Here is a 16,716-nt window from a genome sequence, read left to right as displayed (position 1 = left end):
GCTCAGGAAGCGCGTCCAGAGCGACTCTCCGAGGTCTCGCGAGACATCAGCGCGGTCTGGATGCGTGAGGCGATCATGCCGATGAGCATGGCGATCACCACGGCGATGCAGATCACGGCTACGGGATGCCTCTCGACCCAGATGCCGGCGACCGCGCCGATGCCGGTGCTGTAGATCGCCCAGACCAACGAGCCGACCGCCGAGAGTCGGACGAACAGCGCCGTCGGCATGTGCAGGTCGGCGCACGCGAGGGAGGTGGCCAGACGCCCCATCGGCACCAGACGGGCGCTGATCATGGTGATGTCGGGCTGATCTCGCAGCCGGCGTCGCATCCAGCGTCTCATGCGCCGCACTCTGACGCCGTTCAGCCATCGCCAGCCGCCCAGATGCGTCCACCGTGCCAGACCGAACGCTCCGAGGTCGCCGACCACCATGCCGACGGTGGTGCTGATCAGCAGCACGATGGTCACGAACAACTGTTCGGGGCGGGCGTAGGCGATCGTCGCCAGTGCGATCACGAGCGACTGTGTGGGCAGAAAGGTGAGCGTGCCGCTCAGCGCGAGCACGAGGGCCAGCGCGACGAACACCCAGGGCGAACTCGCGAGTGACAACACCCAGTCAGAGGCTGCAGATCCCATGGCCTCCCAGCGTACCCGGTGCGCTGTGCCACATCGTCGAGCGTGCGTCAGCCCTGTGCACGACTGCGGAAGCCGCGCAGCCGCAGGCTGTTGCCCACGACGAAGACGCTACTGAACGCCATCGCTGCACCCGCAAGCATCGGGTTGAGCAGCCCCAGCGCTGCGAGCGGGATCGCCGCGACGTTGTAGGCGAAAGCCCAGAAGAGGTTGGTCTTGATCGTGCCGAGTGTGCGCCTGGCGAGTCGGATCGCATCGGCGGCGCTGCGCAGATCGCCACGCACCAGGGTGATGTCTGCGGCCTCGATGGCCACATCGGTGCCGGTGCCCATGGCGAGCCCCAAGTCGGCGGTGGCCAGTGCGGGGGCGTCGTTGACGCCGTCACCGACCATCGCCACGACGTGCCCGGCCTGCTGCAGCCGCCTCACTTCGGCGACCTTCTGCTGCGGCAGCACCTCGGCGATCACCTGGTCGACGCCCACTTCGGCGCCGATCTGTCGAGCTGCCCGTGCATTGTCTCCGGTCAGCAGCACAGGGTCGAGCCCGAGACCGGTGAGCTGCGCGATCGCCTCGCGGCTGGTGGGCTTCACCGCGTCGGCCACGACGACGATGCCGCGTGCCGTGCCGTCCCAGCCCACGGCGATGACGGTCGCACCGCCCTGCTCCGCCTGCTGCTTGGCGGCCACGAGTTCGTCAGACAGGTGCATCGACCACTGCTCCAGCAGCGCCTCGCGGCCGGCGACGACGACATGGCCCTCGACCAGACCGCGAACGCCGAGGCCTGCGGCATTGGCGAAGTCAGAGACCTCTGGCAGAGCTCCGGCTTCGGCCGCAGCCTGGGCGATCGCACGGGCGATCGGATGCTCCGAGGCCGCCTCGAGGGCGCCGGCCAGCCGCAGCAGGTCGTGCTGCGTGACGTCAGGCTCGGCGACGACGTTCTTCACGGTCATGCGGCCCGTGGTCACTGTGCCGGTCTTGTCAAGAACGATGGTGTCGACCCGACGCGTCGACTCGAGCACCTCGGGGCCTTTGATGAGGATGCCGAGCTGCGCACCGCGCCCCGTGCCCACCAGCAGTGCGGTCGGTGTCGCCAGCCCCAGAGCGCACGGGCAGGCGATGATGAGCACCGAGACGGCCGCGGTGAAGGCCGCTGTGGCGGGATGCCCGAGCAGCAGCCATACCACCAGCGTGATCAGGGCGATGCCGATCACGATGGGCACGAAGACGGCTGACACGCGGTCGGCAAGTCGCTGCACCGGTGCCTTGCCCGACTGGGCGTCTTCGACCATCTGCGCCATTCGCGCGAGCTGCGTGTGGGAGCCGACCCGGGTGGCGCGCACGACCAGGCGGCCACCGGCGTTCACCGTCCCGCCGACCACAGCGTCGCCTTCGTGCACCTCGACCGGCACCGGTTCGCCCGTCAGCATCGACGCATCCACCGACGACGACCCTGACATCACGCGGCCGTCGGTCGCGATCTTCTCGCCCGGCCGCACCACGAATTCGTCGCCCACGGCGAGCTGAGCGACCGGAACGCGCTGCTCGCGGCCGTTCCGCAGCACCGCGACGTCTTTGGCCCCGAGCTCGACGAGTGCGCGCAGCGCCGCGCCGGCCTGTCGTTTCGAGCGCATCTCGAAGTAGCGTCCGGCCAGGATGAACATGGTGACCCCGGCGGCGACCTCGAGGTAGATGTTGTTCGAGCCGTCGGTGGGAGCGATCGTGAGTTCGAACGCATGGTGCATGCCTGGCATGCCGGCTGTGCCGAAGAAGAGCGCGTAGAGCGACCAGAGCAGCGCCGAGACGGTGCCCAGAGAGATGAGCGTGTCCATCGTCGCCGCCCCGTGACGCAGGTTGGTCCAGGCGGCGCGATGGAACGGCCACGCCGCCCAGACGACGACCGGAGCCGCAAGGGTGAGCGACAGCCACTGCCAGTTCGTGAACTGCAGTGCGGGGATCATGGCCATCGCGATGACCGGCACTGAGAGCACCACAGAGCCGATCAGCCGGTTGCGCAGCGCCACCAGCTCGACGTCGGCGTGCGAGGCGGCGGATGCGGTGGACGGCTCGGGGGGAGCGGGCAGAGCTGCCGTGTAGCCGGTCTGCTCGACCACGTCGATCAGCTGCGCCGGGTCGTACCCTTCGGGCGCGTGGACCCGTGCCTTCTCGGTGGCGAAGTTCACCGTCGCCTGCACACCGTCGAGCCGGTTCAGCTTCTTCTCGATGCGTGCTGCGCACGAGGCGCAGGTCATGCCGCCGATCTCGAGTTCAATGCTGTCGCGCCCGGTCGCTGCCGAGGTGGTGCTCTCTGCGGTCACGGTGTCTGACTCCTTCGCTGAGAATGATGCCCGCTGTTGTCTCTGCGGCTTCTGACTGCGGCCGGCTCAGCCGCGAGTCGCCGAGTATCCGGCCTCTTCGACGGCGGCCAGAACTGCTGCGTCGTCGAGCGGCTGCTCGCTGGTGATGTGCAGGCGACCGGTCTGTGCGCTGACCTCGAGGCTCTGCACGCCGGGGATCTTCTCGACCTCCTCGCGCACGGCGTGCTCGCAGTGCCCGCAGGACATCCCCGTGACGGCGAAATCGGTGATCGTGCTCATGTCGTCTTCCTCTCTTCGACGAATCAGATCGTCGGCTCGAATACCCGGTGGGGGTATTCGTTCGCCCACTATACTCCTGACTTTGTGCTGTCGCACCGACGAAATCGAATATTCCGCGGCGCCCGAGTGGTGGCAGAACGGTCTCATGGCGCACGATGAGATGACATGGTCAGCGGCGATCGAAGGAGGCCCCCGATGCAGACAGACGAGAAGACCTGCATCGTGCCGAACCTCTGGTTCGACGGCAGCGCTCGCGAGGCCGTCGACTTCTACCTCGAGGCGCTGCCAGACTGCCACGTCACCGACGTCTCGCACTATCCGCACGAGGGTCTGCCTCCCTTCCAGGAAGCCATGGCGGGCCAGGAGCTCACGATCGAGTTCACAGTCGCGGGCCAGAGGCTCGTCGCCATCAACGCCGGTGCGGAATTTCGTCCGAACCCGTCGATCTCGCTCATGCTGAACTTCGACCCCAGCGTCGACGCTCAGGCACAGGAGCATCTGCACCGCGTGTGGCAGGCACTCGGTCGCGGCGGCACAGCCCTCGCCCCGTTGGGCGAGACGTCATTCAGCAGGTGTTTCGGGTGGATGCAGGATCGATACGGCGTGTGCTGGCAGCTGATCCTGACCGACCCTCGCGGTGCGCCTCGGCCGTTCGTGCTGCCGTCGCTCCTGTTCGCCGGCCCTCAGCGGGGAAGTGCCCTGCAGGCGATCGAGTACTACGTCGACGTGTTCAGACCGCGCGCCGAGATGGCCGGGCTCGGCACGGTCATTCCGCACAGCCGAACAGACAAAGATCCGACGGACGACGCCAGCGCCGACGGGCTGCTGGAGTTCGCGGACTTTCAGCTCTGCGACCAGTGGCTCACGGCCGCAGACGACACCGGCAGTGCCGACTTCACCTTCACCGAGGGTGTGTCTCTGCAGGTCGACTGCGCCGACCAGACCGAGATCGACCGTCTCTGGGCGCTGCTGTCGTCGTCGCCTGAGGCCGAGGCCTGCGGCTGGTGCCGAGATCGGTTCGGGGTGAGCTGGCAGATCGTTCCTGCGAACATCGGCGAGCTGATGCAGCGGCCCAAGGCCTATGAACGACTTCTGGGCATGAAGAAGATCGTCATCGACGAGCTGCTGGCGCCGTGAGCGCACCGAGAGCCGTGAGCGCGCCGAGAGCCGTGAGCGCCCGGGTCATGCTCGATCGAGTGATCGACTCCGGAGCCCAACGGGCTGTGGCTCCGGCCGCGTCGCTCCTCGCCCGCGGTGCACTTGCCGGAGCGCTGCTCTCGTGTGCGACGGTGCTCTCATATGCGGCCACGACGCAGACCGGGCTGCCGCTGATCGGCGCCATCGTGTTTCCGATCGGGTTCGTAGTCATCATGCTGCTCGGTCTCGAACTCGTCACCGGCAACTTCGCCGTCGTGCCGCTGGCCATGCTCGCGCACCGGGCTCGCGGCCGTGACTTCGCGCGCAACGCGACATGGGTGCTGCTCGGGCACTTCGTCGGTGCCGGCGTCTTCATCGGCCTCTTCGCAGCCGGTGCCACGGATTTCGGCAGGACGCCCGAGGGACACAGCGCAACATCCGCCGTCATCGCGATGATCGTGAGCACGGCAGAGACCAAGACGACCGGCTACGCCGCACTCGGCGCCCTGGGCATCGCTGTGGTCTTCGTCAAGGCGATGCTCTGCAACTGGCTGGTGACGATCGGCGCGATGCTCAACTACGCGGCTGACGACACTGCCGGGCGAGTGCTGGCGATGTGGCTGCCGGTGACGATGTTCTATGCCCTGGGACTCGAACATGCGGTGGTGAACCTGTTCGTGATCCCGGCCGGCATCGCACTCGGCGCCGACGTCACCGCAGCGCAGTGGTGGGCGTGGAATCAGGTGCCCGCACTGGCCGGAAACCTTGCCGGCGCGCTGCTGCTCACCGTCCTTCCACTGTGGTGGGCACATCGGCGCGTCGCCTGATCCCGTCATCCCATGCCAGGGGCGTGCCACGACGTCGGCGACACGCAGGAAACAGGGGTTTGCATGTTCGCTTTCGAACGTTAGGCTAACGCGGTGACGATGACAGAGACTGTGACCGATCTGAACATCCGCCTGGCGACGATTGACGACGCTCAGGCGTGCGCCGAAGTGTACCGTCCGTACGTCGAACACACCTCGTTCACCTTCGAGACGATCGCTCCGACGACCGAGATGGTCGCCGAGCGCATGCAGGGAGCCCTCGAGCACTACGCATGGGTGGTCGCCGAACGCGACGGCCAGGTCGTCGGGTACGCATATGCGCACGAGTTCAGCGACAGACCCGCCTATGACTGGACCTGCGAAACCAGCGTGTACGTGTCGGTCGACGAACGCCGTGGAGGCGTGGGTCGTGCGATGTACGACGCCATGATGGATCGTCTGGCCGAGCGCGGCTACCGACGCGTCATCGCGAACGTGGTCAGCGAGAACGAGGCCAGCATCCGCATGCACAAGCGCATGGGGTTTCGTGAGGTCGGCCGCTTCGAACGGGTCGGCTGGAAGTTCGACGAGTGGCACGACGTCACCTGGCTCGAACTCGACCTCGACGACGATCATCCAGCCGAGGCCGGCATGGCCCGCCCCGCCATGCTGCCGAAGCACCTCTGAGACCCCTCTGACCCGGCTGGCACCGAACCGGCGCTGACCCCCTTCGGTGATTGCAGACGCACGGCTGCTGCTCAGACACGGCACAGCATCAGGCGGCACCCTGTAGTCGGGGACCGCATGCTGCGGCTCCCGGCAGGAGGAGTCATGCAGTTCAGCGAATTCGTGCAGGCGTATCACCGCGAAGTTCCACCGACGCACACTGCGACAGCTGGGGCAAGCCTCCCAGCGAAGACGCAGCGCGAACTCGACTCCATCATGGGTCAGGGGAGGGCCCACGCCGAGCGCTGGGGCGGTCTTCTGCACGACTGTCTCGCAGGCAGAGCCATCGGCATCTCGAAGCATCAGCTCGATGCCGAGGCGCAGGCCTACCTGCGCTGGTTCGCCGCAGCCGGAGATCGACTCGTCGCGCTGTCAGTCGAGATCGCAAACGAGCAGGCGGCCTCTGAAGTCGGTTGCTCTGGCGGGCCGGCTGAAGGAGTGACCGCATCTCAGCAGATCGAATCGGCGAAGGTGCTCCACGCGCTGACCGAATTCAGCTTTCACCGGCTGAACGCCAGATGTCTGCCGATGTGGAGCGCACTGCTCTTCGACGAGTGCACGCCACGAAGCATCCGCCGCACGGTGGCGCGGGCGCGGTTCGAACTCTCCAGTGACGTCCTGCTGTTCTCTGCAGTGCGCGAACAGGCCCTGGGCAGCATGGCCCAAGACGACGCTGAGACGAGACAGCTGCGCAGGTGGCACACTGGAATGCTCACAGAGATCGACGCGATGATCGCCCTGCTCGAAGTGTCGTGCCGGACACCTCAGACAGTGGTGCTTCCCGCCCCACCGCAGTTCGAACGATTCGCCGGCGGAGCGAACGCCGACATGATCGTGATCGACACCGCAGTGCACGAAGTGATCGGCGTCCAGGTCAAATCGAGCCGCTCGTGGCGTCAGGCAGACCATTACGACGCCCGCCGCGTCGTCATGCTCGACGGCGTGCTGCACCTGGAGAACTCGCGAGTGATGCGTACCGACGCCCGACGATCAGACCGCCGGGCGGTCTCATGGCCGGGCCTCGTCGGCGCGCATTATCTTCGAGCTCTGCCGGTCGGCCGCGTCGAGAAGGGCTGGGCGACACGACGTCAGGCGCTGAACATGAAAATCGCCGCGCGACACTTTGCCGGCGAGATGACCGATCGCAACGCCGAAGCATTTGAGAACTGCGTACGACTGGTGCAGCAGGCGCTCGGAGCAAGCGGAGCGACTGGAGTCACCGGAGCGACCGGACGGATGCGCGTCGGGGATGGAGCGCAAGGCCGCTCGACAGCGCCCGACCGTCTGAGGGCGTCTCTGGCCTGAACAGAGCTGGCGGCCTGAACAGAGCCGACCGCCTGAAGAGCTGGCGGCCTGCACAGGGCCGGCCGCCTGAACAGAGCCGACGAAGATCGCCCGCCGCACAGCTGCTCACAGAGCAGAGTGCGGCGGGCGATCTTCGGTTCACCGTTGTGTGAGGTCGTAGACGGTCACTCCGTCGACGGTCTGAGCTGTGAAGTTCTGCTGCACCCACGACTCGATCTCAGAGGACGCCGATGACCCGCCGTTGGGCGCTCCCATGGAACCCCCGGCGATGTAGAAGTGGATCTCGCCATCGTCGACGTACTGCTGGAACAGCTGCAGCGTCGGGAACGGGTCACTGCCGTTGAACCCGCCGATCGGCATGACCGGCACGTCGGCGGCGAGCTGATACGAGGCCGCGTTCTGCGACCCTGTCGTGGCGGCCGCCCACCGGAAGGCGGTGGAATCGCCTCGCAGCATCTCTGTGATCTGATCCGAGACCGTGGTGCCGCCGAGAAGCCCGCCGCCCATGCGGCCTTCGGTGCGTCCTCCGGCCGATCCTGCACTCGGCGGCTGGGTACCCGAGCCGTCCGGTGAGGTGCCCGGAGCGTTCGGCGCCGAGTCGGCACCGTCAGCCGCGCCTGCTCCAGGCTGCGGCATGCCTTGTCCGCCGCCCATACCGCTTCCCATGCCGCCGCCCATGCCGCCGCCTGGGCCTCGCATGCTGCCAGACTGCACGGCAGGGCCCGCGGTGATGATCGAGCCGGTGTACCCCTGCTGCACGGTGTAGACCGTGTAGCTCGTCGGCCCGGCGAGGCAGACGACGACTGCGGCGACTGCGCTGCGCACGGCCAGCTTTCGCGAATCGGGAACCCAGGCGCTGGCCGCCAGCCCGATCGCCGAGGCCGCGCCGAGCACGAGAACCGGCCAGCGAAGCAGACTCTCGCTGCGGCCGAGCAGCACGAACGCCCATACCGCCGTCACCATGACCGTCCCTGCCAGCACGATGGTCAGAGCGCGGCCGCGTCGTGCGCTCTCGCCGCGCATCCGCCACAGCTCAGCGGCACCGAGCCCGATGACGCCGGCGATGCCCGGTGCCAAAGCGACCGTGTAATAGGCATGGAAGATGCCGGACATGAAGCTGAACACCAGGAAGGTGACCAGCATCCAGCTGCCCCACACGATGACCGAAGCCCGCAGTGCGTCAGTTCGTGGACGACGCCACGTGAGCACGGGCAGCGCGACCATCAGGATGACCGCAGCAGGAATGAGCCAGGACGCCTGACCTCCGATCTCGCCGTCGAGCAGACGTGTGATCCCGGTCGAGCCCCACATGCTTCCCTGCCCGCCGCCTCCGCCGGGTGTGACCGATCCCGTCTCGTTGCCAGTGATGCGGCCGAGCCCGTTGTACCCGAAGGTGAGCTCGAGAAACGAGTCGTTCTGCGAACCGCCGACATAGGGGCGCCACGACTCGGGAACGAGTTCGACCAGAGCAACCCACCATCCAGCGCTCCCAATGATCGCCGCGACGGCCAGCAGTCCGTCTCGCAGACGGCGTCTCAACGGCACCGGTGCCGCCAGCAGATAGGCTGCGGCGAACCCCGGCAGCACGACGAAGGCCTGCAGCTGTTTCGTCAGAAAGGCGAACCCGATGGCGACGCCGGCCCACAGCATCCATCGTGTTCTGCCGTCTTGCACGGCACGGACGACGAAGTACGCCGTGAGCGTGAGCAGAAAGACGAGCATCGCATCGGGATTGTTGTAACGGAACATCAGCGCCACGATCGGCGTCGACGCGAATGCGACGCCGGCCAGCAGAGCAGCCACGGGGGTGGAGACCCGCCGCACGGCGGCATAGAGCACCGCTGTCGTCGCGACGCCCAGCAGGGCCTGAGGTATCAGCATCGCCCACGTGTTCAGTCCGAAAACCCGCACAGAGAGCGCCATGAGCCAGAGGAACGCCGGCGGTTTGTCGACAGTGATCGAGTTGCCGGCGTCTGACGAGCCAAAGAGAAACGCCGTCCAATTCTCAGCGCCGGCCTGAACGGCGGCGCTGTAAAAGGCGTTCGCCCAACCCGACGCGCCGAGATTCCAGATGTATGTGAAGGCCGTCACCACCAGCAGGGCGCAGAGCGCCGGGAGCTCCCACCGTGGGCGTCGCTGCCTCTCGGGCGCCCGCGTCTCGCTGACGGCGGCGGTCTCGGGGGTGGATGCGGTGGTCGTCATTTGTCTCCTCCGGAGATGATCGTAGGGTGTGAGGATCGGTCGTTCGAATCGGCCGCCGACGTCGAATCGGCAGGGTGCGGGCGGAAGACCCAGCGTCGAAAAAGCAGGAACTTCAGCAGCGTGGCGACAAGGTTCGCGACGGTGGCAGCCACGATCTGAACGAGGGGAGAGAACCCCTGAGTCAGCGAAAGCGCCACCGAGGTCAGCAGCCAGCACAGGGCGAAGACGAGCAGCCCCTGGCCCTGATGCCGCAGGGTGCCGGCACGGCTGCGCACTCCGAAGGTCAGCCTGCGATTGGCCTGGGTGTTGACGATCGTGCTCAGCAGCAGCGCCAGCAGATTGGCCGCCTGCGCGCTCATCATGGTCTGCAGCATCAGCAGCAGCACGGTGTAGAGGGCCGTGCTCGCGACGCCGATCAGACCGAATCGTACGAGCTGTCTGAGCAGCGAGCCGCTCTGCGTCTCTGGTGCGCTCGCATCGGTCGACGCAGGTGCTCTCGGGTCGCCTGGCCGAACCGTGCGACGAATCGTCTCGAGCGGGATGCGACCGCGCACGAGCTCAGATCCGAGCCGCACGATGCCACCGAGGTCTTGTCTGACAGTCGCCGGGATGTCGACACGGCTGTCTGGATCGTCGACCCAGTCGACCGGAACCTCGTGAATGCGCAGTCCCGCCTTCTCGGCGATCACCAGCAGCTCGGTGTCGAAGAACCACTGCGAGTCGTGCACGTAGGGCAGCAGAGCCCGAGCCGCCTGCGCCGAGATCGCCTTGAACCCGCACTGTGCGTCTGAGAAGCGAACGCCGAGCGTGCCGTGCAGCAGCAGGTTGTACGAGCGTGAGATGAACTCTCGTTTGGCGCCGCGCTTCACCCGAGAGGTGCGAGAGAGCCGTGTTCCGATCGCCAGATCGCTGTGCCCTGAGACCAGCGGGGCGACGAGCGGTGCGAGTGCGCGCAGATCTGTCGAGAGATCGACATCCATGTATGCGAGCACCTGAGCGTCGGCTGCAGACCAGGCGGTGGCCAGCGCGAGCCCTCGCCCCTTCTGATCGAGATGCACAGCGCGCACGGAGGGCAGACTCTCGGCCAGCGCGCCGGCAACTTGCCACGTGCCGTCTGTCGATGCGTTGTCGACGATGGTGATCGTCGTGCTGAACGGAAATCCCTCGTCGAGAAAGGAGCGGGTGGTCGTCACCGCCCGCGCCAGCGAGGCCTCTTCGTTGTACACGGGAATCACGATGTTGAGCACGCTGTGCGGCGTCTGCGGCGGATCAGGGGCGCGCAGACGGTGTGGGTCGGTTGCCGGTCGGGTCTGGTCGGTCGTCATATGAACATGCTCGCAACGGTGCTTGTGATGCAGGAGGTGATTGCATGTGCGGTTCCGAGCAGCAAGCTGTGACAGTCTTGTCGGCGAGATTCGCCGCGACGCGCCGCGCCGCAGGAGTCGCGCGTTACAGGCGAGGTGTGTAGGCTGAGAGCTACCGCGGGCGGTTGAGAGCGCCTGTACGGACGAGAGCGATGCAGGCAGTCGTCTCTCGGTCACATCGGTCGTCGAACGGCCGAGTGATTTCCCGCTCGGCCTTCGAAAGCAATCAACGGACGATCAGCACTCTCGGTGGCATGTGCGAATATGCCTCGGCGTCCGACCAGATTCGCGCGAAAAGGGCGTGCACAAGTCGTATGACAACGGTTGTCATACGCACACAGAAGAGCTTCGCGCCCACCGGGCCGCGAAAAATCGACAGTGCAGGAGTGCTGTCGAACAACGAAAGAAAGCAGTACAGCATGACAACCGGCACAGTCAAATGGTTCAACTCGGAAAAAGGCTTCGGCTTCATCGCCCCTGACGACGGCAGCGCCGACGTGTTCGCTCACTACAGCGCGATCACCGGTGACGGCTACCGTAACCTCGAAGAGAACCAGCACGTCGAGTTCGAGGTGACGCAGGGCCCCAAGGGTCTGCAGGCCGAGAACATCCGCAACGCCTGAGACAGGCGCAGTCGACTTCGTGAGTCGTGAACGATCGCACTGATCGCGCACGGCACACACCAAGAGGGCGTTCACACTGATGAATTCGGTGGGAACGCCCTCTTTCGTCGTCTGACGACTACTGCTCGTCGAGATACTGCGTCGCGAAGACCGGCCGTGCGGCGTCCCACCCGGCCGGATGGAACATCCCCGCGAGCACGTCGCGCTGGAGGCGACTGAGCTCGCTGCCGGCGTCATAGGCACGTGACCCGGACAGACGGATCGCATCCTGCACGACGTTCTTGGCCATCTCGACGGCGCGCAGCTTGCCGCCCACGAACCGGCGGGCCCAGCCGGCGCCGTGATCGACGAGGGCGTCGAACTCTCTGGTGTACGTCGCCAGCTGCGGCGGCACGGCTTCGTACTCCATCGCCATGTCGGCGATGCGCGCCCGAAACTCCGGCACCTCGGCGAGCGACTCCGAAGCCTTGGCCGACCATCGGCCGCGCAGCCCCTCGACGGCAAGATCGAGCGCCCGCGCGGCGAGGCCTGTGTAGACCGATGCGATCAGCAGCTGGAAGTTCGCGTTGATGGCGAAGGTGAGCAGGTCGGGGGAGGGGCCGACCGGAATGCTTCGGGTCATGCGGTCGGCGTGCACCAGCGCGTGATCGAGCCGCGTCGACCGGCTCTGGGTCGCGCGCATGCCCAACGGATTCCAGCCGCCCACGGGCTCGGCGCCGCCGTCTTCGCGATTGACGAACCCGTAGACCACTCGCGGGGCTTCCGGGTCGGTCTGGTCGAGCCCGTGCACCCCCAGCCGCGTCCAGACCGGGCCCAGCGAGGTGAACACCTTCGTGCCGGTGAAGCGATATCCGCCGTCGTCCTGGGGGTCGGCCTCGGTGGTCGACCCGAAGAGCACGAAGTCGTTGCCCGCCTCGCTGATGCCGAAGGCGAAGATCTCTCCCTCGGCGGTCTCTTCGAGCACGAAGTCGTGCGAGTGATCGCCGCGAGCGGCCATGGCGTGCGCCACACCCGTCCAGACCAGATGCATGTTGATGCCGAGAGCCGTCGCCGGTGCAGCCTGCGCCAGACGCTGCTGCAGCAGCGACACCTCGTGCATGCCGAGGCCGGCGCCGCCGAGTTCGGTGGGCACGAACGCCTTGAGATAGCCGTGTTCGCGTAGCTCGGCGAGATCTTCGTCGAAGAAGACGTTGCGCTCGTCGTAGTCGGCGGCTCGATCATGGATGCGCTGCCAGAGATCGTCGGGCAGCAGCTGCTGCGAGATCTCGGCGAAGCGCGCCTCGCGGTCACGGTGTGCGGTGTCAGTCATCGATTGCCTTTCGCATGGGTCGGCGGCCGGCTGGTTGCCCGGTCGTCTGGGTCTGGGGCTGGGTCTTGGCTTGAGTCTGAATGTTGGATTGAGGCTGAGCCTGAGCCGTCTGCGGATGCGAGCTCACGAGGTCTCCTGGGGGCGAGTGCGGATGCGCGGCGCAGCAGCAGCGAGGCGTTATGACCGCCGAAGCCGAAGGAGTTCGACAGCACCGTGCGCACGTCGACCGGCAGGGCCTGCCCGGTGACGATGTCGTGGTCGGGAAACGCACTCTCGTCGAGATTGATCGTCGGCGGCACTACGCGGTCGCGCAGCGTCTGCACGGCGAACACGGCCTCGAGCACGCCCGAGGCGCCGAGCAGATGCCCGGTCGACGACTTCGTCGAGGTGATCGGCACCTGCTGTGCCGCCGCGCCGAGCGCGCGGTCGAGGGCCCGCACCTCCATGCTGTCGTTGAGCGGGGTGCCGGTGCCGTGCGCGTTCACGTGATCGACGTCTCTGGGCGCGACGCCGGCATCCTGCAGACAGTCGTCGATCGCCTGCGCCGCGCCGCGCGCCTCGGGGTCGGGCGCCGTCGCGTGCCAGGCATCGCTCGATGCCCCGTAGCCGGCCAGCTCGGCGAGCGGACGACCGCCGCGCGCCCGCAGACTCTCGCCGGATTCGAGCAGGACGGCCGCGGCGCCCTGCGCCATGACGAACCCACTGCGGGCGCGGTCGAACGGGCGACAGGCGGATGCCGGGTCGGCCTCGTACCCGGCCGCCAGCGCCCGCATGCGTGCGTTGGCCGATAGGTTGACCGCGTTGAGGCAGTCTTCCATGCCCACGACGAGCACGGCGTCGGCATAGCCGTGGCGGATGCGGCGCATGGCCTCGCCGAGTGCGACCGCCCCGCTCGCGCAGGTGGCCGAGAGGCCGGCGGTCGGGCCGTGCAGGTCGTAGCGCATGCTGAGCAGGGCGCCGGCGGCGTCGGGTGCGCCGTGCATGGCGACGTACGGGGTGACTCCTCTCGGCCCACGGGCGTCGAGCGCCCGGGTCTGCTGCTGCATCGTCTCGATCGGGCCAGATCCGGTGCCCACAATGATCTCGGCACGTGGTGCGCCCGGCAGCCGACCAGCAGACCCGGCGTGAGCGAGGGCTTCGTCTGCTGCGGCGATCGCCCACCACAGCACCCGGCTGAGTCGGCGCGCCTCGTGCGGCGGCAGCACCGAGCTCGCCTCGAAGTCGCGAACCTGCCCGCCGATGCGCACGGGCAGGTTGTCGTACGATCCGCCGCAGCCGTCGGGGCCGTGCAGCAGCCCGACGCCGCTGCGCCCCGCGAGCACCGCCTGCCAGGTGGTCTCGGCATCGAGCCCGCAGGGGGTCACGGCACCGAACCCGCTGACGAAGACCGGGCGGCGTGCGCCGTTCTGGGGTGCGCTCACAGACGGACGTGAGCTCGTGGACACATCTGCGCTCATAGCCGGGTGACCTCCGGCCCGTCGACCTCGATCAGCCGAGCGGTCTCGGACCGCCGAACCTTGCCGCCGACGGTGCGCGGCAGCCGGGCGACGACGCAGAACCTTCTGGGCACGAACTGCGGAGCCAGACGCCGACGCAGCTCGCCGAGCAGCTCGGCCTTCGTGGGCAGCTGGGCCTTCGTGGGCTGCTCGACGTTCGTGGGCAGCCCGACTGCGCCCGCATCCCGCTCATCGTGCTCGATGACGGCGACCACGATCGAGCCGAGCGTGCGGTCGGGCACGGCGACCGCGCAGCTGCGCTCGCAGCCCGGGATCTCGGCCAGGGCACGTTCCACCTCGGGAAGGCTCACCTTGTGACCGCCGGTGACCACGATGTCGCCTGGGCGCCCGACCAGCTCGAGCGCGCCATCCACCAGCCGGCCTTGGTCGTGCACCGTCGCCCAGCCGGCGTCGTCGACGAGATGCTCGTCGGTGAGTGCGGCCACATAGCCGGCCGCCGTCGAGGGCACGCGAACCTGCAGCTCGCCGATCTGACCGTCGGGCACCGGCTGCCCGTGCGGGTCGCGGATGCTGATCTCGACGCCGTCGTAGGGATGGATGCGGGTGCCGTCGCCGCCGCGGCTGTCGCCGATGAATCCGATCTCGGCGGCCCCGTAGTAGCTGATCAGCGGCACACCGGGAAAGGTCTGCTGCACGCTCTCACGCACGCTGGCCGAGAGGTTGGCGCCGCCGGTCACCAGCAGCCGCAGATGCTCGGCCGCGGCCGGCTCGTGTCGTGCCGCCTGAGCGATGCCCTGCACCGCAGCCGGCACCGCCACTATGCGTTCGATGTGCTCGTCACGCATGCGCGAGACCAGCGGAATCGGCGAGAACGAGTCGCTCAGCGAGCAGGTGCCGCCTGAGGCGAGCACTTCGAGCAGGGCATAGAGCGTCAGACTGTACGAGATGGGGCCGGGCGCGAGGGTGCGCTCGCCGTCGAGCGCCTCGAGGTAGCGGCTCGAGACGGCGATGTTGTAGCGGTACTCGCGGCGGGTGCGGATGAAGCCCTTGGGCGCGCTGGTCGTACCTGACGAGAACAGCAGCAGAAAGGGCTCGTCGCCGTCGCGGACGGTCGGTGCGCTCGCCGACGGCAGAGTGCGCGTGAGCTCGTCGAAGGCAGTCGAGGTGATCACCTTGCCCGTCCAGTCGTGCAGCCGCTGCCGCAGCGTGGTCGAGTCGGTGATGACGATGGCCATCTGGGTGCGGTGGATGACGCGCAGCTGATGGTCGACCGGCCAGCGCGGGTCGATGGTCGCCGAGATCGCGCCGAAGCCCGCAAGACCGGCGATGAGACGCCCGGTCTGTGCGGCGTCGGTCAGGCAGATGCCGACGATGGGGCGGCCCTGCGCCTCGGGGATGCCGGCTGTCGTCGCGTCTCGGTCGGGGCCCAGCAGATGCTCGACGGCGGCCTGCACTCGGGCTCCGTCGTCGACGAGCTGCCGGTAGGTCAGACGCAGACGGTCGCCGACGATCGCGAGGCGTTCGGGGTGCGAGGCCGCGACCTGCAGCATCGACTGAGTGATGGGCACGGTTTTCTCCTCGAAAGGTGCGCTGAGACGGGCGGCGTTCTGCCTCGATGACGCACACCTTACCCCACCGGCCGCTGCGGGCAGAGCGTCGTGCGGCGACTCGACGCCTGTGCTGTGAGAAGATGACGTCATGTCGACTCCCGAAGACTCTCTCTGGCTGAACAAGACCGTGGTGGTGGTGGCCGCACAGATCTCGCCGGGGCCGGATGAAGCCGAGAACCTGCGCATCATCGAGCGGTGCGTCGCTGAGGCGGCCCGTCGCCGAGCATCCCTCGTGGTCTTCCCGGAGTACGCCTCGTATTTCAGCGGTCGTCTCGGGGCAGACTTCGTCGCCCACGCGCAGCCGCTCGACGGCCCCTTCGTCTGTCAGCTCGCCGAGATCGCGGCGGTGCACGGCATCCACGTGGTCGCGGGCTTCGGTGAGGTCGACGACCAGGATGACCAGCGGCTGTGGAACACCGTGGTCGCGGTGTCGCCCAAAGGCGAGATCGAGGGCATCTATCGCAAGGTGCACCTGTTCGACACGTTCGGGCACCATGAGTCGCGGTATGTGCGGCCGGGGCCGCTCGACGACCCGCAGACCTTCGAGGTCGAGGGCATCGTCGTCGGGCTGCAGGCCGGGTACGACCTGCGCTTTCCCGAGATCACCCGACGCATCGTCGACGCTGGCGCCGAGCTGGTGGCGGTGCCGTCGCAGTGGGTCGGCGGTTCGCTGAAAGAGCTCCACTGGCGCACGCTGGCTCAGGCGCGTGCCATCGAGAACACCGTCTATGTGCTGGCTGCGGGGCAGTCGGTGCCCGACGGCATCGGACGGTCACTCATCGTCGACCCGATGGGCGTGGTGCTCTCGGCCACCGGTGCCGAAGACGCTCTGGTGCACACCGAGATCAGCCTGCAGCGCATCGCCCAAGTGCGTGCCACGAACCCGGCGCTGCTGGGCCGGAGGTTCGCCGTGACGATCGCCGACGAGTCTCAGCAGCGCTGACCGAC

14 protein-coding genes are annotated in these 16,716 nt (G+C 67.5%); 6 read left to right on the top strand and 8 right to left on the bottom strand.

Features of this window, described 5'->3' with window-relative positions; all coding sequences use genetic code 11:
* Nucleotides 1–2: 2 nt before the first annotated feature.
* The 3 genes from F8O06_RS07125 to F8O06_RS07115 all read right to left on the bottom strand — a co-directional run bounded on the left by F8O06_RS07125 (nucleotide 3) and on the right by F8O06_RS07115 (nucleotide 3,229).
* Nucleotides 3–638: a DedA family protein gene (locus F8O06_RS07125; protein ID WP_158038142.1), complete on the bottom strand. Its 636-nt coding sequence runs from the start codon at nucleotides 636–638 to the stop codon at nucleotides 3–5.
* A 47-nt stretch (nucleotides 639–685) separates the two neighbouring features.
* Nucleotides 686–2,950: a heavy metal translocating P-type ATPase gene (locus F8O06_RS07120; RefSeq protein ID WP_412973460.1), complete on the bottom strand. Its 2,265-nt coding sequence runs from the start codon at nucleotides 2,948–2,950 to the stop codon at nucleotides 686–688.
* Between the two features lie 66 nt (nucleotides 2,951–3,016).
* Nucleotides 3,017–3,229, bottom strand: a complete 213-nt coding sequence (locus F8O06_RS07115; protein WP_158031663.1) for a heavy-metal-associated domain-containing protein — start codon at nucleotides 3,227–3,229, stop codon at nucleotides 3,017–3,019.
* 195 nt (nucleotides 3,230–3,424) lie between these two features.
* Here F8O06_RS07115 and F8O06_RS07110 point away from each other — a divergent pair, with 195 nt between their 5' ends.
* The 4 genes from F8O06_RS07110 (at nucleotide 3,425) to F8O06_RS07095 (ending at nucleotide 7,203) form a co-directional block, all read left to right on the top strand.
* Nucleotides 3,425–4,366 carry a VOC family protein gene (locus F8O06_RS07110; RefSeq protein ID WP_158038141.1) on the top strand — a complete coding sequence of 314 codons (942 nt, stop codon included), beginning with the start codon at nucleotides 3,425–3,427 and terminating at the stop codon, nucleotides 4,364–4,366.
* The gene (locus tag F8O06_RS07105; protein ID WP_158038140.1) at nucleotides 4,363–5,193 is read left to right on the top strand and encodes a formate/nitrite transporter family protein; all 831 of its coding nucleotides are present in this window, start codon (nucleotides 4,363–4,365) and stop codon (nucleotides 5,191–5,193) included. Before F8O06_RS07110 ends, F8O06_RS07105 begins: the two co-directional genes overlap by 4 nt.
* Nucleotides 5,194–5,292: 99 nt before the next feature.
* Entirely contained in the window at nucleotides 5,293–5,859 is a 567-nt protein-coding gene (locus tag F8O06_RS07100) for a GNAT family N-acetyltransferase (protein WP_158031867.1), read from the top strand.
* 144 nt (nucleotides 5,860–6,003) lie between these two features.
* A complete protein-coding gene (locus tag F8O06_RS07095) occupies nucleotides 6,004–7,203 on the top strand; it encodes a hypothetical protein (protein WP_158038139.1) in 1,200 nt (399 codons plus the stop codon).
* Nucleotides 7,204–7,341: 138 nt separating this feature from the next.
* Here the strand turns inward: F8O06_RS07095 and F8O06_RS07090 are convergent, their stop codons facing one another.
* Both F8O06_RS07090 and F8O06_RS07085 read right to left on the bottom strand, forming a co-directional pair.
* Nucleotides 7,342–9,405: an ArnT family glycosyltransferase gene (locus F8O06_RS07090; protein ID WP_158038138.1), complete on the bottom strand. Its 2,064-nt coding sequence runs from the start codon at nucleotides 9,403–9,405 to the stop codon at nucleotides 7,342–7,344.
* Nucleotides 9,402–10,730, bottom strand: a complete 1,329-nt coding sequence (locus F8O06_RS07085; protein WP_158038137.1) for a bifunctional glycosyltransferase family 2/GtrA family protein — start codon at nucleotides 10,728–10,730, stop codon at nucleotides 9,402–9,404. The genes F8O06_RS07090 and F8O06_RS07085 overlap by 4 nt, the downstream gene beginning before the upstream one ends.
* Nucleotides 10,731–11,188: 458 nt before the next feature.
* Here F8O06_RS07085 and F8O06_RS07080 point away from each other — a divergent pair, with 458 nt between their 5' ends.
* Entirely contained in the window at nucleotides 11,189–11,392 is a 204-nt protein-coding gene (locus F8O06_RS07080) for a cold-shock protein (RefSeq protein WP_158031657.1), read from the top strand.
* 118 nt (nucleotides 11,393–11,510) lie between these two features.
* Here the strand turns inward: F8O06_RS07080 and F8O06_RS07075 are convergent, their stop codons facing one another.
* Genes F8O06_RS07075 through F8O06_RS07065 form a run of 3 tightly spaced genes read right to left on the bottom strand, consistent with a single transcriptional unit; the run spans nucleotide 11,511 to nucleotide 15,726 of the window.
* Nucleotides 11,511–12,701, bottom strand: coding sequence for an acyl-CoA dehydrogenase family protein (locus tag F8O06_RS07075; protein WP_158031656.1), 1,191 nt, complete (start codon nucleotides 12,699–12,701; stop codon nucleotides 11,511–11,513).
* Nucleotides 12,698–14,122: a beta-ketoacyl-[acyl-carrier-protein] synthase family protein gene (locus F8O06_RS07070; RefSeq protein ID WP_225733432.1), complete on the bottom strand. Its 1,425-nt coding sequence runs from the start codon at nucleotides 14,120–14,122 to the stop codon at nucleotides 12,698–12,700. The genes F8O06_RS07075 and F8O06_RS07070 overlap by 4 nt, the downstream gene beginning before the upstream one ends.
* A gap of 32 nt (nucleotides 14,123–14,154) precedes the next feature.
* A complete protein-coding gene (locus F8O06_RS07065) occupies nucleotides 14,155–15,726 on the bottom strand; it encodes a class I adenylate-forming enzyme family protein (RefSeq protein ID WP_158038135.1) in 1,572 nt (523 codons plus the stop codon).
* 130 nt (nucleotides 15,727–15,856) lie between these two features.
* Between F8O06_RS07065 and F8O06_RS07060 the strand changes: the two genes are divergently transcribed.
* Nucleotides 15,857–16,711, top strand: coding sequence for a carbon-nitrogen hydrolase family protein (locus F8O06_RS07060; protein ID WP_158031654.1), 855 nt, complete (start codon nucleotides 15,857–15,859; stop codon nucleotides 16,709–16,711).
* Nucleotides 16,712–16,716: the final 5 nt, after the last annotated feature.

It is taken from the genome of Pseudoclavibacter sp. CFCC 14310 (assembly GCF_008831165.1).
Classification (GTDB): Bacteria; Actinomycetota; Actinomycetes; order Actinomycetales; family Microbacteriaceae; genus Pseudoclavibacter_A.
The sequence above is the reverse complement of the archived record's forward strand: the minus strand, read 5'-3'. Positions and strand labels throughout refer to the sequence as shown.